General features: G+C 63.3%; 19 protein-coding genes. 16 read left to right on the top strand and 3 right to left on the bottom strand.

The features are described from left to right. Nucleotides 1-132 precede the first annotated feature (132 nt). The 6 genes from NKH42_RS05635 (at nt 133) to NKH42_RS05660 (ending at nt 5,974) form a co-directional block, all read left to right on the top strand. Entirely contained in the window at nt 133-1,017 is an 885-nt protein-coding gene (locus NKH42_RS05635; RefSeq protein WP_352476696.1) for a dihydrodipicolinate synthase family protein, read from the top strand. A gap of 39 nt (nt 1,018-1,056) precedes the next feature. Continuing rightward, nucleotides 1,057-1,716 (top strand): GntR family transcriptional regulator, encoded by a 660-nt coding sequence (locus NKH42_RS05640; RefSeq protein ID WP_352505190.1) that lies wholly within the window; start codon nt 1,057-1,059, stop codon nt 1,714-1,716. 62 nt (nt 1,717-1,778) lie between these two features. Continuing rightward, nucleotides 1,779-3,116, top strand: coding sequence for an ABC transporter substrate-binding protein (locus NKH42_RS05645; protein WP_352476697.1), 1,338 nt, complete (start codon nt 1,779-1,781; stop codon nt 3,114-3,116). A gap of 35 nt (nt 3,117-3,151) precedes the next feature. Further along, the gene (locus NKH42_RS05650) at nt 3,152-4,054 is read left to right on the top strand and encodes a carbohydrate ABC transporter permease (protein ID WP_352505451.1); all 903 of its coding nucleotides are present in this window, start codon (nt 3,152-3,154) and stop codon (nt 4,052-4,054) included. Continuing rightward, the gene (locus NKH42_RS05655; protein WP_352505189.1) at nt 4,055-4,876 is read left to right on the top strand and encodes a carbohydrate ABC transporter permease; all 822 of its coding nucleotides are present in this window, start codon (nt 4,055-4,057) and stop codon (nt 4,874-4,876) included. 39 nt (nt 4,877-4,915) lie between these two features. Beyond that, a complete protein-coding gene (locus tag NKH42_RS05660; RefSeq protein ID WP_352505188.1) occupies nt 4,916-5,974 on the top strand; it encodes an ABC transporter ATP-binding protein in 1,059 nt (352 codons plus the stop codon). Between the two features lie 30 nt (nt 5,975-6,004). Here NKH42_RS05660 and NKH42_RS05665 read toward each other — a convergent pair whose 3' ends face one another. Both NKH42_RS05665 and NKH42_RS05670 read right to left on the bottom strand, forming a co-directional pair. Further along, nucleotides 6,005-7,078, bottom strand: a complete 1,074-nt coding sequence (locus NKH42_RS05665; protein WP_502896024.1) for a Gfo/Idh/MocA family protein — start codon at nt 7,076-7,078, stop codon at nt 6,005-6,007. A 60-nt stretch (nt 7,079-7,138) separates the two neighbouring features. Next, the gene (locus NKH42_RS05670; RefSeq protein ID WP_352905265.1) at nt 7,139-7,876 is read right to left on the bottom strand and encodes a GntR family transcriptional regulator; all 738 of its coding nucleotides are present in this window, start codon (nt 7,874-7,876) and stop codon (nt 7,139-7,141) included. 148 nt (nt 7,877-8,024) lie between these two features. Here NKH42_RS05670 and NKH42_RS05675 point away from each other — a divergent pair, with 148 nt between their 5' ends. Then, nucleotides 8,025-9,182, top strand: coding sequence for an LLM class flavin-dependent oxidoreductase (locus NKH42_RS05675; RefSeq protein WP_352505185.1), 1,158 nt, complete (start codon nt 8,025-8,027; stop codon nt 9,180-9,182). Between the two features lie 11 nt (nt 9,183-9,193). Then, nucleotides 9,194-9,664 carry a flavin reductase family protein gene (locus tag NKH42_RS05680; protein ID WP_352973978.1) on the top strand — a complete coding sequence of 157 codons (471 nt, stop codon included), beginning with the start codon at nt 9,194-9,196 and terminating at the stop codon, nt 9,662-9,664. Here the strand turns inward: NKH42_RS05680 and NKH42_RS05685 are convergent. Next, nucleotides 9,649-10,728, bottom strand: coding sequence for a LacI family DNA-binding transcriptional regulator (locus NKH42_RS05685; protein WP_352505183.1), 1,080 nt, complete (start codon nt 10,726-10,728; stop codon nt 9,649-9,651). The two genes, NKH42_RS05680 and NKH42_RS05685, sit on opposite strands and share 16 nt — an antisense overlap. 99 nt (nt 10,729-10,827) lie before the next feature. Here NKH42_RS05685 and bglB point away from each other — a divergent pair, with 99 nt between their 5' ends. The 8 genes from bglB to NKH42_RS05725 all read left to right on the top strand — a co-directional run bounded on the left by bglB (nt 10,828) and on the right by NKH42_RS05725 (nt 23,114). Beyond that, the gene (gene bglB, locus NKH42_RS05690; RefSeq protein ID WP_352505182.1) at nt 10,828-11,928 is read left to right on the top strand and encodes a beta-galactosidase BglB; all 1,101 of its coding nucleotides are present in this window, start codon (nt 10,828-10,830) and stop codon (nt 11,926-11,928) included. Continuing rightward, nucleotides 11,928-12,758: a 5-dehydro-4-deoxy-D-glucuronate isomerase gene (gene kduI / locus NKH42_RS05695; RefSeq protein WP_352505181.1), complete on the top strand. Its 831-nt coding sequence runs from the start codon at nt 11,928-11,930 to the stop codon at nt 12,756-12,758. The genes bglB and kduI overlap by 1 nt, the downstream gene beginning before the upstream one ends. Then, on the top strand, nt 12,755-15,274 hold the full coding sequence (locus NKH42_RS05700) for a hypothetical protein (protein ID WP_352505180.1): 2,520 nt from the start codon (nt 12,755-12,757) through the stop codon (nt 15,272-15,274). Before kduI ends, NKH42_RS05700 begins: the two co-directional genes overlap by 4 nt. Before the next feature lie 87 nt (nt 15,275-15,361). Continuing rightward, complete coding sequence (locus tag NKH42_RS05705; RefSeq protein WP_352505179.1) at nt 15,362-16,630, top strand: ABC transporter substrate-binding protein; 1,269 nt, start codon at nt 15,362-15,364, stop codon at nt 16,628-16,630. After that, on the top strand, nt 16,627-17,649 hold the full coding sequence (locus NKH42_RS05710) for a carbohydrate ABC transporter permease (protein WP_502896023.1): 1,023 nt from the start codon (nt 16,627-16,629) through the stop codon (nt 17,647-17,649). The genes NKH42_RS05705 and NKH42_RS05710 overlap by 4 nt, the downstream gene beginning before the upstream one ends. Beyond that, the gene (locus NKH42_RS05715; protein ID WP_352505178.1) at nt 17,646-18,698 is read left to right on the top strand and encodes a carbohydrate ABC transporter permease; all 1,053 of its coding nucleotides are present in this window, start codon (nt 17,646-17,648) and stop codon (nt 18,696-18,698) included. The genes NKH42_RS05710 and NKH42_RS05715 overlap by 4 nt, the downstream gene beginning before the upstream one ends. 7 nt (nt 18,699-18,705) lie before the next feature. Further along, the gene (locus NKH42_RS05720; RefSeq protein ID WP_352505177.1) at nt 18,706-19,794 is read left to right on the top strand and encodes an ABC transporter ATP-binding protein; all 1,089 of its coding nucleotides are present in this window, start codon (nt 18,706-18,708) and stop codon (nt 19,792-19,794) included. A 191-nt stretch (nt 19,795-19,985) separates the two neighbouring features. Next, entirely contained in the window at nt 19,986-23,114 is a 3,129-nt protein-coding gene (locus tag NKH42_RS05725) for a PAS domain-containing protein (RefSeq protein WP_352751040.1), read from the top strand. Nucleotides 23,115-23,293: the final 179 nt, after the last annotated feature.

Genomic DNA, 23,293 nt, shown 5'->3' on the forward strand with positions numbered 1-23,293 from the left:
ATGCTCAGACGCGGGAAATGATCGGCGATGGCGTTGCCGCGGCAGCGCCAGTCGGCGATGCCGATCGCCAGTTTACATCTGACATGTTAGTGTGCTAACACTACGTGCACATTGATTTCAACGGAGTTCGTATTGGCTTTCCGCTTTGGTCTTTCGGTTGCCCTAACCACACCCTTCGACCCGTCGGGGCAGATAGCGCTCGCGCCGATGATCGCGCATGCCCGAGCCTGCCTTGGCGCCGGCTGCAGCAGTGTGACGCTGTTCGGCACCACCGGCGAAGGTGCCTCGGTCGGCACCGACGAGCGGCGGATCGTGATCGAGGCCATGCTGGCGGCCGGTATTCCGGCACATCAGCTCGTTACCGGCGTGCTGGTCGATGCAGCCGAAGATGCCGCCGATCAGGCCCGGCACGCTTTGCAGCGCGGCGTTCGCAACATTCTGCTGGCTCCGCCGAGCTACTTCAAGAATGTCGGCGAGGACGGGCTGTTCGGATGGTTTTCCGCCGTCTTCGCCGCACTCGGTCCGCTGGCGCGCGACGTGCTCCTCTATAACATCCCCTCAGTCACCATGGTGCCGCTCCCGCTTGGGCTGATCGGCCGGCTGCGCACCGCTTTTCCCGCCGCGGTGGCCGGGGTGAAGGATTCCGGTGGGGACTGGAGCTACAGTGAGGCGCTGCTTGAAGCGCACGGCGATCTGGTGATCCTCATCGGCGACGAACGGCATCTGGCGAGAAGCGTGCGCCGCGGCGGACAGGGTGCGATTTCCGGCATGGCTAATTTTGTTACCGGCGAAATCCGCGCAATGGTCGAAGAGGGCCGCGACGACTCACGCGTCGAGGACTTCGTGCTCGAATTGCTCAAATACCCAGTCACGCCGGCGGTGAAGGTTATGGTCGCGCGCAAGATCGGCGACGAGCGCTGGCTGGCGGTTCGCCCGCCCCTGGAGGCGATCGGCCCGCAAGGACAGCGGCAGCTTGCTGCTGCATACGACAGGCTGTTTGCGACAGAGGCGGCCTGACCGACAAGGCCGGGCTGACCGACAAGGAAGCGAGCTGAAGTGGAAGACGGCAGCGAACCGATTACTCTCCGGGAGAAAGCCTATGCCAGCTTCACGCGGCATTTGCTGGCCCGTGATCTGCGGCCGGGGCAGTTCGTGTCACAGCGCGAACTGGTCGCTTTCACCGGACTGCCGCTGGGTGCCATTCGCGAGATCGTCCCGCGTCTCGAGGCTGAGGGACTGCTGACCACCATCCCGCAGCGCGGCATGCAGATCGCGCATATCGACATCAATCTGATCCGCGAGGCGTTTCAGTTTCGGTTGTTCATGGAACGCGAGGCAGTGGCGCTATTCACGGCCAGCGCTTCTGATGCCGAACTTGCCCGCATGCGGCGCGAACATGAGGAGATGCTGGCTCAAGCTCTGGGACAGGCGCCGACGCCGGAAATGGAAGCCAAGGCCCAGAACATCGACTGGGCCATGCACGACACCTTCATCAATGCGCTCGGCAACGAGATTATCGCCAAGGCCTACCTGGTCAACTCGGTGAAAATCCGGCTGATCCACCAGGAGCGTTTCCGCATCGACGGACGTGTGGTGCCGGTGATGCGCGAACATTTGGCGGTCATCGAAGCCATGGAGAGCCGCAATCCGCAAAAGGCGGTTGAAGCGATCAGTCTGCATATCGACAATGCGCGCCGGCTGGCGCTCCAGATCTGAGGAAATATAGCCGCGCTGCGGGTTCGCGGCGCATCCACAACGACAGCAACCGGGAGGAAGAAATGTCGTCCAATCTGTTCAACCCAACCAGGAGGCAACTCCTTGCCGGAACCGCAGCGCTAACCGCTGCCGGCCTTGTGGGGCTTCGCCCCGGCTTTGCCGCAGGCGTCGACTGGAAACGCTTTGCCGGGACGACGCTTGACGTCAATCTGGTGAAAAGCCCGCGCAGCGACACCATCCTGAAATATCTTGCCGAGTTCGAGGAACTGACCGGCATCAAGGTCAATGCCGAGGCAACGCCCGAGCAGCAGCAGCGCCAGAAGACGGTGATCGAGTTGAGCTCGGGCAAGCCGAGCTTCGATGTCGTGCATCTGAGCTACCACGTGCAGAAGCGCCAGTTCGAGAAGGGCGGCTGGCTGGCCGACATCGCCGGCTATCTCGCCGACCCGTCGCTCACCGATCCGGCGCTGGTCGAAAGCGACTTCGCCGAAGCCGGCATGCTGTTTGCCAAGGACGGCCAGGGCGTGCTGCGCTCGCTACCCTTCTCGGTGGACTACTGGATCCTCTACTGGAACAAGGAGCTGTTCGAGGCCAAGGGCCTCAAATACCCCGAGACCTTCGAGCAACTGGTGGCCGCCGCCGAAGCGCTGACCGACCCCTCGACCAATACATACGGCTTCGTCGCCCGCGGGCTCAAGAACGCAAACACGCCGGTGTGGACGTCGCTGATGCTCGGCTACGACATGACGCCGCTCGATGACAAGGGCAAGCTGCGCACCGAGGCTCCCGAGGCGGTCGAGGCTGCCAAGCTCTATCAAAGATTGATGACCAAGTCCGCCCCTCCGGGCGTCACGGGGTTCAATTGGGCCGAAGCACAGTCTGCCTTCCTGCAGGGAAAGATCGGCATGTGGTTCGACGGTGTGGGTTTTGCCCCGCCGATGGAAAACCCGGAAAAGTCGAGGGTAGTCGGTAAGGTCGGTTATGGCGTCATGCCCAAGGGTCCCAAGGCGCATGCCTCGGGCACCTTCGGCGACGGGATTGGCGTTACCGCCGCCAGCGAGAAGAAGGAAGCTGCCTATCTGTTCTGCCAGTGGGCGGTATCGCCAGCCATGGGCGCGCGGCTGTTGCAGGCCGGCGCTGGCGTTCCGTTCCGCAAATCAGTGCTGGAGGATCCCAAGGTGCGCGAAGGCGTAACCATGCCGGCAAGCTGGCTCGATGCCGTGGTCGGCTCGGGCAATATCAGCCGGCTGGCGCTGCCGGTCATCATCCCCGTCACCGAATTCCGCGACATCTATGGCGTGGCGCTGACCAACATGATTGCCGGCGCCGATCCCGCCGCGGAGCTGAAGAAGGCCACCGAGCAGTTCCAGCCGGTTCTCGACAGGAGCGAGCAGGGCTGATGTCGGCCACCACCCCAGAACAGACCGGGGTGACGATGCCGGTTATCGACGGGAGCCAGACCATCCGGCTGGCTCCCAACTACTGGCCTTTCGTTGTCCCCGCACTCGTCGTCGTCGGCGCCGTCATCGTCTTCCCCTGGGCTTTCACCCTGTGGATGAGCGTCAACCGCTGGACGCTCGGCCAATCGCGGAGCTTTGCCGGGATGGAAAACTATCTCCGCCTGGCAAGCGACCCACGTTTCTGGGAATCCCTTGTTCATACGTTGACCTACACCTTCCTCTCGGTTGCAGCGCCGATGCTGCTGGGCACTCTGGCCGCCCTGATTTTCGACGCCAGGTTTCCGCTGCGCGGCTTGCTGCGCGGCGTCTTCGTCATGCCGATGATGGCGACACCCGTTGCCGTGGCACTGGTTTGGACAATGATGTTCCATCCTCAGCTTGGCGTGCTCAACTACCTGCTGTCGCTGGTCGGCATCCCGGCTCAGGAATGGATATTCAACGCCAACACGGTCATCCCGTCGCTGGTTGCGGTCGAGACCTGGCAGTGGACGCCGCTGGTCATGCTGATCGTGCTTGGCGGGCTGGCCTCGGTGCCGCGCGAGCCCTTCGAAAGCGCCGAGATCGACGGCGCGAATGCCTGGCAGCAATTCCGCTATCTCACTCTGCCGATGATCGCGCCGTTCCTGATGATCGCGGTCATCATCCGCACCATCGATGCGTTGAAGAGCTTCGATATCATCTACGCGATGACTCAGGGCGGGCCGGGCACGGCGTCGGAGACCATCAACATCTATCTCTACAACACCGCCTTCTCCTACTACGATATCGGCTACGGCTCGGCCATGGCCGTGGTGTTCTTCGTTGTCATCGTGGCCCTGTCTTTTGCCCTGCTGATGCTGCGCCAACGCTCGCAGTGGATCGATACGGAGGGCAAATAGATGAGTTCACGGCTGCTCAACCAGATCGGTCTGTTTTTCGCTGCCCTGGTTTTCGTCTCGCCGGCGATCCTGTTCTTCCTCTGGATGATCTCGTTGTCGCTGAAATTCGAAATCGATAACGGTGCCTATCCGCCGATCCTGATCCCCGAACGTTTCGCCTGGTCGAACTATGTGAAAGTGTTCGAGGAGAACAATTTCCTGCTGTATCTCTGGAATTCGGTTCTGGTCACCGGCACGGCGACCTTGCTGGCGCTGTTGATCGGCGTACCGGCCGGCTATGGCATCGCACGGCTCAAGGCTGAACGATCGGCGGTCCTCATCATGATAGCCCGCATGACGCCCGGACTATCCTATCTTATCCCGCTGTTTCTGCTGTTCCAATGGATCGGGATCCTCGGCACGCTCTGGCCGCAGATCATCATCCATCTGGTGGTGACGGTGCCGATTGTGGTCTGGGTGATGATCGGCTATTTCGAGACCACGCCGATGGAACTGGAGGAGGCGGCCAACATCGACGGCGCCAGCTCCTGGCAGGTTTTCCGGCTGGTTGCCCTTCCCATCGCCAAGCCGGGCATCGTCGTCGCCTTCATCCTGTCCGTTATCTTCTCGTGGAACAATTTCGTCTTCGGCGTAGTGCTCGCCAGCCGTGAGACGCGCACACTCCCGGTCGCCGTCTACAACATGCTGTCCTACGAGCAGGTCAGCTGGGGGCCGCTCGCCGCGGCGGCGCTGGTGGTGACGCTGCCGGTGCTGATCCTGACCATGTTCGCGCAAAGGCAGATCGTCGCGGGGCTGACCGCCGGCGCCGTCAAGGGCGGCTGAGGGCGCGTCCCGACATCACTCTTTTCCAGGAAAGATCCAATGGCATCGGTAACAATCAACAACGTGCAGAAGGCCTTCGGGGCCACCAAGATCATTCACGACGTCAGCGTCGACATCGCCGACGGCGAATTCGTCATCCTGGTCGGTCCGTCGGGATGCGGAAAATCGACGCTGCTGCGCATGATCGCAGGCCTTGAAACGATCTCCGGCGGAAAGATCGCCATCGGCGAACGTATGGTCAACAATCTGCGCGCGCGGGACCGGAACATAGCCATGGTGTTCCAGAATTATGCGCTCTATCCGCATATGACTGTTGCCGACAATATGGGCTTTGCCCTCAAGATCAAGAAAGCCGATCCGGCCGACACCGCTGGCCGGGTCCGGAAAGCAGCCGGCATTCTTGGCCTGGAAAAGTTGCTTGACCGCTATCCGCGCCAGCTTTCTGGCGGCCAGCGCCAGCGCGTCGCCATGGGCCGCGCGATCGTACGCGACCCACAGGTCTTCCTGTTCGACGAGCCGCTCTCCAACCTCGATGCCAAATTGCGCGTCCAGATGCGCGGCGAGATCAAGGCCCTGCACCAGCGGCTGGGTACCACGACGATCTATGTCACGCACGACCAGATCGAGGCCATGACCATGGCCGACAAGATCGTCGTGCTGCATGACGGCCTGGTCGAGCAGATCGGCGCGCCGCTGGACCTCTACGACCATCCGGCCAACCTCTTCGTTGCCGGTTTCATAGGCTCGCCCGCCATGAACTTCATTGCCGGCCGCATCGAGGAGGGTGTGTTCCGCAGCGCCGGCGGGTTGATCCTGCCGTTGCCGGAAGGCGCCCAGCCGGCGGATGCCGCAGGACGCGAACTCGTCTACGGCATTCGACCGGAACATATCCGGGCGACCGGGCAGGGCGTGCCGGGCACGATCACGCTTCTCGAGGCGACCGGCTCGGAAATCTTCGCCAGGGTCGACTGCTCCGGTGAAGAAATCTCCTGCCTCTTCCGAGAAAGGCTTGCGCTCAAGCAAGGCGAAGGGGTGCGGATCGAAATCGACCGCGCATGTGCGCATCTGTTCGACGCAGCAACCGGTCGGCGCATCTGACCCGATGGTTTGGTGAATGCGTGGTTGGCCTTAGGTCGGCAATGCGAATTCACCGGCGAGTTCGATGGCGCGGCCTTCGCGGGCCGATCTCTCGGCGGCGAGGCCCATGACGACGGCCCACCAGCCGTCTTGCAAGGTCACTTCCACTTTGCCTTGTCCGCGCACGGCAGCGGTGAAGCAAGCGTGCTCGAAAAAGGTCGAACCGTTATGGTCGCCTGCCTCGAGCAGCCAGGGGTCGACGGGAATCTCCAGCAGTCGTGGTCCAGGCGGATTGCGCGGGCTGACGATCAACTGGGGCACTGGCGCAGGGCCAAGGTGGGTCGGCCAGAAACGGCCTGGTCCGGGCACCAGACATTCGATCTTTCCCCCGCCGCCGACAGCGCAGAGTTCCTCCTGGTAGCGGCTGCCCTCGGCAAACATGCACAGTTCCAGCATGGCGCGCGCGCCGCTCGCGAAATCAACCAGCACATACCCATGGTCAAGGATATCCGGCCTCTCACCGCCATAGCGTTCGTCGAGATGGTTTACGGCCTGTCCAGCGCTCGCCATCACGCGGACGGGGTCGGACCCGAGGATCAGCCGCATCAGGTCGAAGAAGTGGCAGCACTTCTCGACGAACGTGCCGCCGGTGTTGCGGTTGAAGCGGTTCCAGTCGCCGACTTTGGCCAGAAACGGGAAGCGGTGCTCGCGGACCGTCAGCATGCGGATGCCGCCGGTGGCATGGCGCGCCTGCTCGACGAATGCGGCGACGGGCGGCATATAGCGGTATTCCATGGCCACCCAGACGAGCGGAAGCCGTGCTTTCAACACCGCGATTCGCCCCTCGTCGGCGGCCGCGGTGAAGAGCGGCTTTTCCACCAGCACCGGCAGTGGTCGAAGTGCGGCGATCTCCTCCATCTGACTGAGGTGATGGTGGTTGGGGCTGGCAATCAAGATGCAGTCCACCTCGTCCATCGCCAGCAGCTCGGCGATCGATGCCGCCGATCGCGCGCCCGACGCCGTCGTCAGCGACGCCGCCAACATGCCGGGGTCCGGCTCGAAGATCGCGGCCACATGCGCGTCGGGCAACAGAGCGATGTTGCGGATATGCTCGCGGCCCATCATGCCGCAGCCGATGATGCCGTAGCCGATCGATGATCTGGTCACGCTGCGTCTTGCTCCGGCCTATCTGAAACGTGTGACGTACCGCGCCGCGCCCGGATCGAACCAGCTGCGGGAATATTCTGCGCTGGCGCCATCGCCAGCCCAGGCGATACGTTCTATGAAACCCACGACCGTCCCCGGCGGTGGCCTGAACTCGAGCGGGGCCCAGTCCGGCACAGGCGCGACGGCGACATGGTCTTCGGCGCGAACGATCGAAAAGCCGAGCGCGAGCCGGTAGTGGAGATAGAGGGATTCGGACAGGTCCTCGCGCTTGAGCCTCTCGGCGCGGCTGACATCGAGCCAGATCTCTTCGACCGCGGCCGGCTCGCCGTCGAGCCGCCGCAGCCGGCGTATACGATGGGCTTCGCCGGCGCTGCCGAATTGCGGCAGGTCGGCTGGTTTGGGCAGTCGCTCGACGGATAGCACGTCGGCGCTCGGCAGGCCGCCGCCACCGATACGCTCCAGGCGAAAGAAAGCATAGATCCCGAGCAAGTCGCCGCGCGCCCGCACATAGTTACCCGAGCCCTGGATGCGGTCGAGAAGGCCCTTTTCGGTCAAATCTGCCAGCGCCCGCCTGAGCGTGCCGACGGCAATCCCGAGGCTCGCGGCCATCGCGCGCTCGGGCGGCAGCCGCGCCCCGTCGGCCAGCCGTCCGGCCGCGATTTCGCGGATCAGCATTTCGCTGGTCTGCAAGTGCACAGGCAGGGGGCCGCGCATCTGGCTGGATCGGTGGCCGGGGTCCGCCCTTGTCAAATGCATCCGGTGTTCCAATCGCATCCTGGTTTAGGGCTTGGCTCCAAAAGTGATACAGTATTGATCTACACCAAAACGAATGCTACGCAAGCCCTATTCGCAGCTCCGGAGGTCATTGAAGAGTGGCCCGGACGTCTTTTTCTGAAGAGTGGCAATGAGCATCGTCCCAATCACCTCGCCGGATCTCGATGCAGCCGAAGTCTCGTGGTTCGCCGCACTCTGCTCGGACGACTATTACTATCTCGGCGTTCCGGACGACGCGCTGCGCTCGAGCTGGGCGCATTGCTCCGAGATCGTGAAGACGTCCGAGGAACTCGGTTTCCGCAACATCTTGTGTCCGTCGTCCTATCAGGTCGGCCAGGACACGCTGAGCTTCGTTGCCGGCTGTGCGCCGGTCACCTCGACGATCAATCTGCTTGCCGCTGTACGTTGCGGCGAGATGCAGCCGATCATGCTGGCGCGCACGATTGCGACGCTGGATCACATGCTGGAAGGCCGGCTGACGGTAAACATCATTTCGTCGGACTTTCCGGGCGAGGCGGCCGACAGCGCCTACCGCTATCAGCGTTCCCGCGAGGTGGTGCAGATACTGCGCCAGGCCTGGACCAGGGACAGCATCGATTTCGAGGGCGAGGTCTATCGTTTCAAGGGGCTCTCGACGGCACCGGCGAAGCCCTATCAGCAAAATGGCGGTCCGCTGCTCTATTTCGGCGGTTATTCGCCCGACGCACTCGAGCTTTGCGCCGAACAGTGCGACGTCTACCTGATGTGGCCTGAAACCAGGGTGGAACTTGCCGGCCGCATGAAAGCCGTCCACGAACGCGCCGAGCGCCATGGGCGGACGCTCGACTACGGGCTGCGCGTCCACATGATCGTGCGCGACACCGAGGCCGAGGCAAAGGAATATGCCCGGGAGCTGGTTTCGAAGCTGGACGACGAGCAGGGCAGGGCGATCCGCGAGCGCGCGCTCGACGCCCGATCGCTCGGCGTATCGCACCAGGCCAGGAACCGCCAGATCGCCGACGCCGAAGGCTATGTCGAGCCGCATCTGTGGACGGGCGTCGGGCGAGCGCGCTCTGGCTGCGGCGCGGCGCTGGTGGGCTCGACCGATCAGGTTCTGTCGGAAATCGAGGCGTATATGAAGATGGGGATCCGCGCCTTCATCTTTTCCGGCTACCCGCATCTCGACGAGGCGCGCCATTTCGGCACCAAGGTGCTGCCCCAGCTCAAGACATGCTCGCTCCCCCACGCCTATGGCCGGGTGCCGGACCGGATTCCAGCGACACCACTGGGAACGGGGGAGCGCCGCTGATGGAGCATGTCGTGTGCGATCGACGCCTTTTGCGCAATGCCTTCGGGCGTTTCGCCACCGGCGTCACGGTCGTCACCACCGGCACGGCCGACGGCCCGGTCGCAATCACTGCCAACAGCTTCTCATCCGTGTCGCTCGACCCGCCGATGGTGCTCTGGTCAATCGGCCGCCACTCGCGCCGGTTCGAAGCCTTCGCCAATTCCGCGCACTACGCCATTCACGTGCTGGCGGAAGATCAAATCGATCTGTGCTGGCGTTTTTCGAAGTCGGGCACGGACTTTGCCGATCTTGACCTGTCGTGGAGCGAGCACGGCGTGCCATTGCTGCCGCGCGCACTGGCGCGGTTCGAATGCAGCGTCGCCGACCGCTTTCCGGCTGGCGACCATATGATCCTGCTTGGACGTGTCCTTGAACTGGAGACGCAAGAGGGTTTGCCGCTGCTCTTTGCTGGCGGCAAGTCGCGCGCTCAAGAGACCAGTTGATGACCGCCGGCGACGCTCCGGGCTGGTGCCGTCGACTGGCGCACCACGAGATTGCAGGCAAGCTCGACGCGGCGCGGCGGCGACCCCGAATGGGCCATGTCGTCGAGCAGCAGGCTAAGTGCTGCCGATCCGATCTCGCGCATGGGAATGTGCATCGCCGTCAGCGGCGGGTTGCAGAAGGCAGCGAGCGGCAAGTCGTCCATACCGACCACGGACACATCGCCAGGCACCGAATATCCGGCCTCCTGGACGCCGGCGATGGCACCAAACGCCAGGCTGTCGCCGGCCGTCAGCACGGCGCTGAAATCGAGGCCGCGGGCCGCGATGCGCTCGGTCACGGCTCTGCTCGCAAGTTCCGGCAGCCAGTCCTGCACCTCGACCACGAAGTCGTCGAACCCGGCAATGCCGGCCGTGATCAGCGCGTCGCGCCAACCTTCATAGCGCCGCTCGATTGTGCGCCGGCCACGCCGCATCAGGAACAGGATGCGGCGGTGGCCGAGGCCGATCAGATGCTGCGCGGCAAGCATGGCGGCAGAGCGATTGCAGGGCGTCACGCTCGAATGGCGCATCGAGGGATCGTCGCCGTTGACGAGCACGATCGGCTTGGCGAAGCCGGCTGTCAGCGTCAGCACATCGTCATCGTCCAGCGTCAGAAACAGGCAACCGGCGACGCTGTCGTCGCGCTCGGATTCACGCAGAAGCGCGATTTCGTCCTCGGGCGCCGAAACTGGCCGGGTCACCAGTTCGACGCCCAGCAACCGGGCGCGCTCGTTGAGTCCATCAAGGACATGGTAGGTGAACTGATTGCGGGCACTGTCCACCATTGCCACGCTGCTTGCGGCCAGGATGACCTTGCGGCCGGCAACCGAGGCGGGAATGGCGTAGTTCATCGACTTCGCTATTTCGATGATCCTGGTGCGAAGCTCATCCCTCACGCCGCCGACGCCGCTCAGCGCACGGGAGGCGGTGCTGACCGACACGCCGCAACGCGCCGCGATCTCCTCAAGTCGAATGCGGCGGCTGGGGCGGCCGCGCTTGCCCTGGATATTCATCCGCTTCGTCATCTCCGGCAAAGTCATCCGATTAATGCAACAAATTTTCAGATTGCGCAAGAAAAATAGCTGTGAAACAGTTCTGATGAAGCGGGAGAAACGGGAGGAGTGATGCCGCTATCGGCCGAACGCCTGAATTCCGCGCTTGCCAGCCTCGTGGCGGGCATGACCGGCTTGCGTCATGACGGGCGCTTCCATGAGCCGAATCTCGACGGCACGCCGGGCGACTATGTCAGCTTCGATAGCTGGGAATGGCCGCAAGGCGTCGGGCTCTACGGGCTGGTTCGGCTGTGGACGCAGACCGGCGATGATCGGCTGCTGCAGACGATCGAGGCCTGGTATGACCGACGCATCGCTGCCGGTCTCCCGGCGATGAACGTCAACACCACCGCGCCCCTTTTGGCGCTAAGCGAATTGTGGCGGCGCCGGCGCCAGCCGCGCTTCGAGCCGGTGCTGCGCGAATGGGCCGAGCAGATAGTCACCGCCTTGCCGCGGACACCCGAAGGCGGTTTCCAGCATGATGTTTCGGACCGGGTCAACGACGACGAATTGTGGGACGACACGCTGTTCATGGTGGCGCTGTTCCTCGCATCGTATGGCCAGGCTGCCGGCGAGCGTCGCTTCGTCGAGGAAGCAGAAAGGCAATTCCTGGTTCACGCCCGTTATCTCGCTGACCCGGCATCAGGGCTGTGGTTTCACGGCTGGACGTTCGCGGGACGGCACAATTTCGCCCGTGCGCGTTGGGCGAGAGGCAATGCCTGGATTACCGTCGGTATCCTCGACCTGGTGGAGTTCGCCGAAATTGCGCCTTCGGTTCGGGCCTATCTGCTCGGCGTGCTGGAGACGCAGATCAACGCCCTGCTCGAGGTGCAGGCGGGTTCGGGCGCCTGGCACACTCTGCTCGACGACCCGACGTCTTACGAGGAGATTTCCGCCACGGCCGGCTTCGGCTACGGCTTGATGAAAGCCGCGCGGCTCGGAATCGGCTCGACAGAGTGCCGTGCCGCCGGGCTCCGCGCCTTGGAAGCCGTGGTGGCGAACATCGATGACAAAGGTGTGGTTGCGAACGTGTCCTATGGCACACGCATGGGCGCCGACCTGCAGTTCTATCGCGATATACCCATCCATCCGACGGGCTACGGGCAGGCGCTGGCCATTCTGTGCCTGACCGAAGGCGCGCGGCATCTGCAGTCGAAGGTGGAGGCGGCGTGATGCGGACGCTCTATGGCGCGTCGCCGGCCGATATTGCCGGCATGGACACGGACCGGCTGAGGGCCGAGTTCCTCGTCGACGGCTTGTTCCGGCCTGGCGCGATCGAATTCGTCTACACCCATGTCGACCGCATGATCGTCGGTGGCGCGGTGCCGCTGGCCAACCGGCTGGCATTCGGCAACCGGGCCGAAGTCGGCACCCCGCTCTTCTTTGACGCGCGCGAGATGGGCATCGCCAATCTCGGCGGCAATGGCGCGGTCGCGGTGGACGGCCGGCGCTTTCACGTGGCTAACCGCGACATCGTCTATGTCGGACGCGGAGCGCGTGAGGTGACGCTGGAGAGCGACGATCCGGAGAGGCCGGCACGCTTCTACATGAACTCGGTTCCGGCCGGCGCCGATATTGCGCATCGGCTTATCGTCAGCAGCGAAGCCAAGCCGCTTGTGCTCGGCGAGGAGGCCCGTGCGAACAGGCGCACGCTGCGTATGTACATCCATCCCGAAGTGGCCCCGTCCTGCCTCTTGCTGATGGGGATCACCGACCTCGCGCCGGGCAGTGTGTGGAACACCATGCCGCCGCATCTGCATGAGCGGCGCATGGAAGCTTATTGCTATTTCGACCTCGCCGAGGCCGACCGTGTCATCCATCTGATGGGCCGGCCAGACAAGACGCGCCACCTGATGGTCGCTGACGGCGACGTCGTCCTGTCGCCTGCCTGGTCTATCCATATGGGTGCCGGCACCGGCCCCTATGCTTTCGTCTGGGGCATGACCGGCGAGAACCAGGCCTATACCGATGTCGATCCAGTTGCCGTGAAGGATTTGCGATGAGCGAGGCCGCGCAAGGCGTTCGGACGGACTTTACGCTGCGCCGGCCGCTCACGGCGGGGCAGCCTATCGTCTATTGGCGGCTCGGGTCCATCGCCGGGCAGCGCTACGACGTGGCCGACCAGCCCATGCAAGGCGAGATGGATCCCTTCTTCTTCCTGACCAAGCACAAGAATTTCATTCCGCATGAATATCCGTGCCGTACGCAGTTCGCAGCGGAACGCCGCGGCAAGCGACCACAGGTCAGCGCCGAATTCGGCGCCGAGCGCACCTGGCTGCCCTTCGCCTCACCACGCATCGACCTGTCGGGCTTCTGGTTTCGGCCGACGGTGCTTGGAACCTGGGCCGAGACCACCATCGAGGCGGCCTCGACTGGCGAGGCGCTGGTGCGGCTGCGCACATGCGGCGGCGCCATACTCTTTGCCAACGGTGGGGAAGCCGGCTGGATGGCGCCCTACGGCCGCAATCTGGAAAGTGCCGCGCATTTCAAGATCGCGCTGAAGGCCGGCCGTAACGACATTCGCGTGTGGTTCGACGATCTCGCCGAGCGCGACGCCCGCTACTATTTCCAGCTCGACTATCTATCCGGTCCGGCTGCTTCGGTGGCACTGCCGATCGAAGTCGAGAGCGGCGTTGCCGATGCGATGGAAGCAGCCCTCGACGACATGCATTTCGAGCGTCCCGCCTATGACGGCGGCGAGGTGGCGCTCGTCACCGGCGTGGCCCTGTCGCGCGAGGCGCAAGTCGAGGTCGAGATCGAAGGCGATTTCATGTCGATCGAGGCGCCGGTGCGCTTCGCCTTCGATCTGCCGGCGGGCCAGGCGCGGCTGCCGATCGCCGATACCGAGCAGCTGCCGGCCGACTTTCGCCATTTCAAGGTGACGCTGAAGGTCGCCGACCATGCCGTATCGCGTGTCTTCGGCGTCGAGATATGCCACGCGCGCCGTCAGGGCGATGCGCCAGAAACGCTTGCCGCGCGTATAGATGAAGCCCTGCGCGAGGTCGCCGGTCACGCCGAGGCCGACACCGTGCGCGCTCTGGCGCGCCTGGCGATCGGACAGCAGGGCGCCGAGACCGACGCCATGATCGCCGGCACGCTGCCGGCGATCGAGGATTGTCACGATTGCGCCGACTTCATCCTGGTGCCGCTGCTGTGGTGCCGCACGGCCTATGGCGATCGGCTGGAAGCGAGCCTGCGTGCGCGCGTCGACAACGCCATCCTCGGCTATCGCTACTGGATGGACGAGCCCGGCAATGATGTACAGTGGTACTTCTCCGAGAACCACGCGCTGCTCTTCCACACCGCCGCCTATATTGCTGGGGGTCTGTTGCCTGATATGCGGTTCGTGCGGTCGGGCCGCCTTGGCCGCGAACAGTCCGCGGTTGGAGCCGCGCGTGTACGCGCCTGGCTCGACCATTTCGAGGCATGGGAGATGGCCGAGTTCAACTCGGCGCCTTATTTCCCGATCGACCTCAAGGGCCTGTGCGCGCTCTACGCGCTGGCCCCGGACAAGGACATCGCCGAACGTGCCGGCAAGGCAATCATACGCCTGCTTGAAATCGTCGCGCGCTCGGCGCATCGCGGCATCCTCACCGGGGCGCAGGGCCGCTCCTATGAGCACACGCTGCGCGCCGCGCGTTCCCTGGAATTATCCGGCATCTGCCGCATGCTATGGGGCAAGGGCAATTACGGCATGCGCTTTCACGCGCTGCCGCAGCTGGCACTCTGCCTGCGGGATCACGATTTGAGCGTTCCCGATGGGTTGGCTGCAATTGCTTCCCTCACCGACGATACGGCGTGGGAATGGACTTTCGCGCAGGGACAAGACCGCTTCGCGCGGCTCTACCACTACAAGACGCGCAACCATGCGATGGGCAGCGCCGCTGGCTACCGCTGGAACCAATGGGGTTATCAGGAGACCGTCATTCACGCCCGGCTGGGCAAGAACCCGGATGCGCAGATCTGGATCAACCACCCCGGCGAAGTGCTGCAGTCGGGATATGGCAGACCATCATATTGGGGCGGCTCAGGCACTTTGCCCCGGCTTCACCAATACCGCGACCTCGCAATAGTCAGCTTCTCCTGCTCGGATGAACAGCCCGACTTTACACACGCCTGGTTCCCCGCAAAAGCCTTCGATGCCGTGCAAGTGGGTGGCGATCGGGCGTTCGCGCAATCTGGCGACGCCTTCGTTATGCTGAAGACGGATGTTCCGCTCACGCAGGTCGTGGCCGGCCCGACCGCCGGCAACGAGTTGCGGGCGCCGGGACGCAGGACGACATGGATCGTCCGCCTCGGTGATCGGAATGCCAATCTGCCGGCGCTCGACGCCTGGGCGGGCGCCTTTGCCGGCCTGTCTGTGCGGTCGGGTCCCGACGGCGAGTTGACCGTCGAGGATCCGGAGTACGGCACGGTGCATTTCCTGGCCGACGCAAGGATCGTGGCTGAGGGACGCACACTCGATCCGGCCAATTGGATCGTGCGCGGTGAGGCGATGCGCATGAAGCAAGGAGGATAGGGAGGAAATCGGCTGCGACGCTCAAGAGGAGAGGGCGTGGCCGCTTGAACCATCGGGGCGCCGCCCCGCTAAAGGAGGAGACGAAGCATGAATAAGACCCGCACTTTGCTGGCCGCGCTATCGGTCAGTCTGCTCGCATCGACCAGCGCGTTTGCCGGCGACGTGCGCATCATGTGGTATTCGGACGGCGTCGAGGGCGATGTCATCCAGGACATTCTGAACCGCTTCTTGAAGGACAATCCCGACATCCACGTCACGCTCGACAACGTCGCCTACAAGGTGATCCAGGAGCAGCTGCCCATCCAGCTCGAAGCCGGCCAGGGGCCGGACATCGCCCGCGTCACGAACATCAAGGAGCTTGCCCAGCACTGGCTCGATCTCAGGCCACTGGTGGCCGATCCGAAATATTGGGAGGCCAATTTCGCTGACACGCTGGACTGGATGCGCCCCGATGGCTCCAACGCCATCCCGGGTTTCATGACCCAGCTCACGCTCACTGGCGGCTTCGCCAACAAGACGCTGTTCGAACAGGCCGGCGTGCCGCTGCCCGGTGACAAAGCGACCTGGGACGACTGGATCGCCGCCGCCGCCGAGGTGGCGAAGAGCCAGCAGCTTCCGGCTGCCTTCGCCATCGACCGTTCCGGTCACCGCATTTCGGGTCCGAATGTCTCCTTCGGAGCGAACTATATCGGCCCCGATGGCATGCCGGCGAAAGTGGACGACGGCACCAAGGCGTTCGTCGGCAAGCTCGTCGACTGGACCGCCAAGGGCCTGATGCTGAAGGATACCTGGGTGTCGGCGGCAGGCTCGACCTATCGCGCGGCCGCCGACGACTTCATCAACGCCCAGATCCCGTTCTACTATTCGGGCAGCTGGCAGGTCGCCAATCTGTCGACCAAGATCGGCGATAGTTTCGACTGGGTGGCAACCGGCTCGCCCTGCGGTACCGCAGGATGTTCGGGCGTGAAGGGCGGCGCGGCGCTGGTTGCCATCAAATACACCAAGAATCCCAAGGACGTCGCCAAGGTCATGGATTATCTGGCCCGTGAAGACGTGGTGAAAGAATTCAGCGAGCGCACGCTGTTTCTGCCCGCGCACAAGGGCGTCGTAGACAAGGGCGGGCTGAAATGGGTCTCGGCCGACAAGAACGTCGGTCCGGCGCTCGACAAGTTCGTCAAGGCGGCGGGTGAAACCCTGCCGGCGGCCGATGCGCTGCCGCCGTGGAAGTGGGCCAACGCTTACTTCGCCGCGCTGGTGACGCGCGTCAGCCAAGTGATGGCCGGCGAACTCAGCCTCGACGATGCCTGGGGCAGAATCGACCAGGATATCGCCGACAAGGTTGCCGAGGCGAAGTGACCGCCGCCGCGACACTAAAGGCATGGACTGGCGCCGCGCTCGCGGCGCCAGTCGTCTGGCTGGCATCGATCGTCAACGTGCCGCTGAAGTTCTGGCAGCGCGCGACGGGCACCGGTGGCATGGCCGCGTTCTTCCTCGCGCCAAACATGGCGATCTTCGGCATTTTCGTCCTGGTGCCGATGATCATCAACTTCTTCTATTCGGCCACGTCGGGAACGGCCTACTTCCTGCAGGACCGAACCTATGTGGGGCTCGAGCAATACCGCCGCCTGCTCGATTGCGGCAACTACCTGGACACTGCCACTTGCCACGAGGATCTCTTCTGGAAGGCCGTGCACAATACGGGCCTGTTCGTCGTCGTGCAGGTGGCGCTGATGACGGCCGTGTCGATGGCGACAGCGCTGATCCTCAACCGCGAGATCGTCGGGCGCAGCTTCTGGCGCGCGGTGTTCTTCTTTCCGGTGCTGCTGTCGCCTGTCGTCACCGGCCTGATCTGGCGTTGGATCCTGCAGCGCCAAGGCCTGCTCAACCTGATCGTCCATGATCTGGGCGGCGAGCCGCACAACTGGCTGACGGACCGTTTCTGGGCTTTCACCGCCGCCGTCAGCGTTTCGGTCTGGGCACATATGGGCTTTTACACGCTCATCCTGCTTGCCGGATTGCAGGCGATCCCGCGCGACCTTTACGAAGCGGCCGAGATGGACGGCACGAAGCCGGCGCGGGTGTTCTGGCGCATCACGCTGCCGCTGCTGATGCCGAATCTGCTTGTCGTCATCGTACTGACGCTGATCCGCGCCGTGCAGATCTTCGACGAAGTCTATGTGCTGACGGGTGGAGGGCCGGGAACCTCGACCCTCTATATCACGCAGTACATCTATGAGATCGGCTTCGCCTCCCTGTTGCGCAATCCGGGGCTGGCTTCGGCGGCTTCGATCCTGATGGGGTTGGTGCTGGTCGTGCTCACCTTGGTTCAGCTGCAGGTCGGACGCCGGGGTGAGCGGAAAGGAGCCCGCGAATGAGCCGGGTCGTGACATTCCTGACCCGCCGGCGCGGCGGTCGCGGCTGGCACTGGACGGATATCGTGAGCTGGCTGTGGCTGCTCGGCGGTGTTGTCATCATGTTCGGCCCGGCCGTCTGGCTGGTGGGTTCGTCATTCAAGACGCCGGCACAGCTCGCCGAGTTCCCGCCGACCATAATGCCTTATGTCAGCCAACAGGCGACGGTCGAAGGCTACGACAAGCCGCTGGCCCTATACAGGGTGAAGTTGCCGGATGGTTCGACCAAGGTGCTGGCCGAGGTGCGGCGCATCGGCATCATGGCGCAGATGGTGGACCCGCAGGCGCCGAACGATGTCGTCAAGATCAACATCGCCGACCGGCAGCCGGTGCGCGAAATCGGCTTCGCGACGGAGAACTACACCGAGCCCTTCGTCCATTTCGACTTCCTGCGCTATCTGCGCAATTCGATTTTTGTGACGGCAATGGCGACGCTGATCACGCTGCTCACCAATTCGATGGCCGCCTTCGCCTTGTCGAAATACAAGTTCCGCGGTCGCGATCTGACGATGCTTGTTATCGTCGGTACGCTGATGGTGCCGCTGTCGGTCATCCTGGTGCCGCTCTATTCGGTGGTGGGCGCCGTTGGGCTGCTCGATTCGCTGTGGGGCGTGATCTTGCCGACCGTGGCGACGCCAACCGGCGTCTTCCTGCTGCGCCAATACATGCTGACCATCCCCGACGAGCTGCTCGATGCGGCGCGCATGGACAACGCTTCCGAATGGCAGATCTACTGGCGCATCGTGTTGCCGCTTGCAGCACCGGCGCTCGCCGTGCTGGCGATCTTCTCGGTCGTCTGGCGCTGGAACGACTTTCTGTGGCCGCTGGTGGTGCTGTCGCGCAAGGAACTCTACACACTCCAGGTCGGCCTCAATACCTATGCCGGCCAGCTAAACGTGCAGTGGCACTACATCCTGGCGATGACCGTGGTGACGATGATCCCCGTCGTCCTCGTCTTCGTCTTCCTGCAGCGTTACATCACTTCCGGCATTGCCGGCACCGGGCTGAAGTGAGGATGTCATGGGACGGATAACGCTGACCAACATCGATCGCGCTTACGGCAAGATGAAGATCTTGCACGGCATCAACCTCGACGTCGGTGACGGCGAGATGCTGGTCCTCGTCGGCCCGTCGGGTTGCGGCAAGTCCACGTTGCTGCGGCTGATTGCCGGGCTCGATCGACCGACCGACGGCAAGATCGAGATCGACGGGGTCGACGTCACCAACGTTTCGGCCGCACAGCGCGGTCTGGCAATGGTGTTTCAGTCTTACGCGCTCTACCCGCACATGAGCGTGCGCCAGAACCTCGCCTTCGGCCTCGAAAACATCCGTATGCCCAAAGCCGAGATCGACGCGCGGATCACGGAAGCGACGCGCATGCTGGAAATCGCTCCCTATCTCGACCGCCGGCCCGGTCAACTGTCGGGCGGCCAGAAGCAGCGCGTGGCGATCGGCCGTGCGGTGGTGCGCAATCCGACCGCCTTTCTACTCGATGAACCGCTGTCCAACCTCGATGCCGAACTGCGCATCACCATGCGCGCTGAACTGGCGGGCCTGCACCGGCGGCTGGCAACCACGATGATCTACGTCACCCATGACCAGATCGAGGCGATGACGCTGGCGGACCGCATCGTGGTCATGCGCTCGGGGCGGATCGAACAGGTCGGCCGGCCGCTCGATCTCTACAACGCGCCGGCCAACCTGTTCGTCGCCGGCTTCATCGGCGCGCCGCGGATGAACCTGCTGCCGGTGAAGGTGCGTTCGGCAAGCGGCGCCGAGGTGCGTGTCGAAGGTCCAGGCGGGCTCTCAGCCTCGATCCCGGCCGATGGGGTCGCGCTGAAACCGGGAGACGACGCGACGCTTGGCATCCGGCCACACGACATCCAACTTTCGAATGGCAGCAAGGGATCGGTGGAAGCGCGGGTAACGCTGGCCGAGGCGTTGGGACCGGAAACCGTTGTCCACGCCACCATTGCCGGCGACAGCAAACTGATCGCCGTTCTCAAGCAGCAGGGCGTTGAAACGCAAGGGCCGCCGATCAACCTCGCTCTGCCGCCGGAGCGCATGCATCTCTTCGATGCCGCCGGGCTGCGCGTTCCACCGCGTTAGCCTCACGCAAGGCCATCGTTAGGGGCCTCGTAGCGGCGATATCTCCGCGCAATACATGGATTTCCATGAGATGCAGCCGAGGCATGGCGGAACTAGATTTAGGCGGTGAGTTCGCCTGTCCAGATATTGAAAACAAGTGCTATATCAAGCGCTGACCCTCCCCAGGCTTTTTTGTCCGACAGGAGAAGCCAATGACAGCAGCATCCGACTCACTTGGCGAAATCGACCCCGAAGCAACGCTCGCGCTGCAAATCATCGAGAGCATGCCCGGCAACGCGTGGGCAGCCGATGCCATCGGAAGGTTCACCTATGTCAGCCCAAATACCCTGGCGTTCATGGGCAACACGCATGAAGGTCTCAACACCTCCGAAGACAACGATGAGTTCAGCTGGTGTCGAGCTGTCCATCCCGACGATTATGATCCTGTAGCCGCCAGATGGCGGCATTGCCTCGAAACCGGCGATCCCTACGATACCGAGCATCGTCTGCGGCGCGCCGATGGCGTCTATCGCTGGTTTCGAAGCTCAGGACGACCTTTTCGCGATAGCCAGGGGCGCATCATTCAATGGTACGGCACGACAATAGACATTGAGGATCAGAAGCGGGCCGAGTCAGCATTGCGCGACCGGGAGGGGGAACTCTCGCAGCTCGTGGATATGGTCCCGAGTCACATCTGGCGGCTCGATCCCGACGGCGAGCCGATCTTCTTCAATGGGCGCATGGTTGACTTTCTTGGCCTCGACGTAGCGGATCTGGACCGACCGGGCATGAGCCGGCTGGCGGCGATGATACAGGCCGCCGTTCATCCGGACGACGCGGCAGCATTCGGCGATGCACTCCGCGGTTGCTTCGCTACCGGTGCGAGCTTCGCCATGCGCTATCGCCTGCGCCGTGCCGATGGCGTCTATCGCTGGATGTCGAGCCGGGCGGAGCCGATGCGCGATGACGCCGGCCGCATCGTCCAGTGGTATGGCCTCTGTCACGATATAGACGATCAGATGCACGCCGAAGCGGCGTTGCGGCAGAGCGAGCAACAACTTCGGCACATGATCGACGCCGTGCCGGTCCGTATCTGGAGCGTGATGCCGACCGGCGGGCCGGTCTACTTCAACAAGCGATACCAGGACCATTTCCGCTCCGTTATCGCCAACTTTGACGCGCTCGGCGAGCCGGGAATCGAAACGTTGCTGTACGAGGTGATTCATCCCGAAGATGCTCCCGAGGTGCAGCGCACGTTGCTGAGTTGTTTCGAAACTGGCGGCGGCTCCGCGATGCGGTTTCGCTGGCGCGAAAAAGACGGCACCTATCGCTGGGCTGAGTGCAGGGTCGAGCCGCGGCGCGATGACGACGGAACGGTCGTGCAGTGGTACGGGGTTTCTCTCGACATCGACGATGAGGTGCGCGCGCAGGCGGCGTTGCGCAAAAGTGAGCGGCGCCTTCAGCAGCTTATCGACACCGTGCCCGCTTTGATCTGGAGTACGACACCGGAAGGGACGCCATCCTACGTCAACAAGCGGTTCACCGATGTAACCGGGGCCACGCTCCATGACATCACGGCCCCGGACGGCTCGCCGTCGCTGAGCGTCATCCACCCAGACGATATCGACACCGCACGGCAGGCGATCCGCCATTCATTCGCAACGGGCGTGCCTTACGTTCAGAGATATCGCCAACGGCGGGCCGACGGCGGCTATCGCTGGACCGAGACTCGCGCCGAGCCGCTGCGCGACGAAGATGGCAGCATTCTCCAATGGTACGGTGTGAGCGTCGACATCCATGACCTGGTGACCACGCAAGCGGCGTTGCACGACCGGGAACGAGAGCTCTCGCAACTCGTCAACATGGTTCCGAGCTACCTCTGGCGGCTGTCTCCCAACGGTGAGCCGACCTTCTTCAACAAGCGCCTGATAGATTTTCTCGGCCTGGACATAGCGGACGCGGAAAAACCGGACATGAGCCTGCTGGCGGCCTTCATTGCCACCGTCGTCCATCCCGACGATGCAGCCAGCCTGAAGGAAGCACTCGACAGCTGCTTTGCCACCGGCGAGCGCTTCTTCATGAGGTATCGCCTACGCCGTGCCGATGGCGTTTATCGTTGGATGGAGGGCCGCGCCGAGCCGCTGCGGGATCACGGCGGACGCATTGTCCAGTGGTACGGTCTTACGCACGACATCGACGATCAGCTGCGCGTCGAAGCGGCGCTGCGCGAGAGAGAACGCGCTCTCTGGCAGCTCGTTGAAACGCTGCCGGCAATGATCGATTGCGCCGCGCCAGATGGCGAACCGATATACCGCAGCCAGCAGCTCCGCGAATTCCTCGGATACAATCTTGAGGAATTGGACGAAGCGGGAAAGTCGCGGCTGGCTGGCACACTCGACGCCGGTGTTCATCCCGACGACCTGACAGGCGTCAAAGAAAGATATGCCCATTGTCTGTCCACAGGCGAGCCGTATGCGCGACGGCACCGTCTGCGGCGCTTCGATGGTGAATATCGCTGGGTCGAGACGCGTGCCGCGCCGATGCGCAATGCCGAAGGCGCCATAGTGCAATGGAACGTTATCTGCCTCGACATCGAAAATGAGGTGCGGACACAAGAGGAGCTTCGACTGGCACAAGAGAGACTGGCGCGTGCGAGTCAGGCGGCGAGCCTTGCCGAACTCTCCGCATCCATCGCTCATGAGGTGAACCAGCCGCTGGCCGCCATCGTCGCCAACTCGAACGCATGCCACCGTTGGCTGTCCGCCGAGCCCCCGAACGTCGAGCGCGCGAAGATCACGGCCGAGCGCATCATCCGCGACGCCAATTCGGCGGCGGATGTCGTCAGCCGCATCCGTGCCTTGTTCAGACCTTCGCTTGAAATGAGAACCAGTACGCCGATCCCCAGCGTCGTTGCGGAAGCCCGTGACCTTATGGCCGAGGAAGCCATGCGGCGTCGCGTTCGCATGGACATCGACGTCGAAAGCAACCTTCCGCTGGTTGCGTTCGATCGCGTCCAGATCCAGCAGGTCCTGGTCAACCTCATTCGCAACGGCATGGAGGCGATGGACACCACCGCGGGCGACAAGGTTCTTGGGATGCGCGTGCACCGGATAGAGGACACGATCCAGACCGAGGTCAGCGACCGAGGCCCGGGTATCGAACGTCCTAACAAGATATTCGAGCCGTTCTTTACAACGAAAGGGAACGGGATGGGCATGGGGCTCGCGATCTCCCGTTCGATCATTGAGTCTCACGGCGGACGCCTTTGGGTGGAAAATAGCGTGCCGCGTGGGGCGACATTCATCTTCACTCTCCCGGTTGAAGCGAAAGCTGCGCAATAAGTCGGGCGACACCTCGGCCACCGGCGGCGCTCAGTAAGCGCTTGGTTTTTCGGCTCTCGGTGAAGGGGCGCCGCCGCCCCGTGCAATGCATGGATTTCCATGAGGTGCGGTTGGGGCGTGGCGGGATTAGGGTGGCGACGTGAGTCCGTCAGCCCAGTCCAGCTATCAAGAACAAGTGC

Source organism: Mesorhizobium sp. M1142 (assembly GCF_040318565.1).
In the GTDB taxonomy this organism is placed as follows: domain Bacteria; phylum Pseudomonadota; class Alphaproteobacteria; order Rhizobiales; family Rhizobiaceae; genus Mesorhizobium.

Excerpts from the sequence above, each read along its gene's own strand:
- NKH42_RS05645 (WP_352476697.1), top strand. The coding sequence starts at position 1,779 with ATGTCGTCCAATCTGTTCAACCCAACCAGGAGGCAACTCCTTGCCGGA.
- NKH42_RS05650 (WP_352505451.1), top strand. The coding sequence starts at position 3,152 with ATGCCGGTTATCGACGGGAGCCAGACCATCCGGCTGGCTCCCAACTAC.
- NKH42_RS05655 (WP_352505189.1), top strand. The coding sequence starts at position 4,055 with ATGAGTTCACGGCTGCTCAACCAGATCGGTCTGTTTTTCGCTGCCCTG.
- NKH42_RS05660 (WP_352505188.1), top strand. The coding sequence starts at position 4,916 with ATGGCATCGGTAACAATCAACAACGTGCAGAAGGCCTTCGGGGCCACC.
- NKH42_RS05665 (WP_502896024.1), bottom strand. The coding sequence starts at position 7,078 with ATGATGGGCCGCGAGCATATCCGCAACATCGCTCTGTTGCCCGACGCG.
- NKH42_RS05670 (WP_352905265.1), bottom strand. The coding sequence starts at position 7,876 with ATGCATTTGACAAGGGCGGACCCCGGCCACCGATCCAGCCAGATGCGC.
- NKH42_RS05675 (WP_352505185.1), top strand. The coding sequence starts at position 8,025 with ATGAGCATCGTCCCAATCACCTCGCCGGATCTCGATGCAGCCGAAGTC.
- NKH42_RS05685 (WP_352505183.1), bottom strand. The coding sequence starts at position 10,728 with ATGACGAAGCGGATGAATATCCAGGGCAAGCGCGGCCGCCCCAGCCGC.
- bglB (WP_352505182.1), top strand. The coding sequence starts at position 10,828 with ATGCCGCTATCGGCCGAACGCCTGAATTCCGCGCTTGCCAGCCTCGTG.
- kduI (WP_352505181.1), top strand. The coding sequence starts at position 11,928 with ATGCGGACGCTCTATGGCGCGTCGCCGGCCGATATTGCCGGCATGGAC.
- NKH42_RS05700 (WP_352505180.1), top strand. The coding sequence starts at position 12,755 with ATGAGCGAGGCCGCGCAAGGCGTTCGGACGGACTTTACGCTGCGCCGG.
- NKH42_RS05705 (WP_352505179.1), top strand. The coding sequence starts at position 15,362 with ATGAATAAGACCCGCACTTTGCTGGCCGCGCTATCGGTCAGTCTGCTC.
- NKH42_RS05715 (WP_352505178.1), top strand. The coding sequence starts at position 17,646 with ATGAGCCGGGTCGTGACATTCCTGACCCGCCGGCGCGGCGGTCGCGGC.
- NKH42_RS05720 (WP_352505177.1), top strand. The coding sequence starts at position 18,706 with ATGGGACGGATAACGCTGACCAACATCGATCGCGCTTACGGCAAGATG.
- NKH42_RS05725 (WP_352751040.1), top strand. The coding sequence starts at position 19,986 with ATGACAGCAGCATCCGACTCACTTGGCGAAATCGACCCCGAAGCAACG.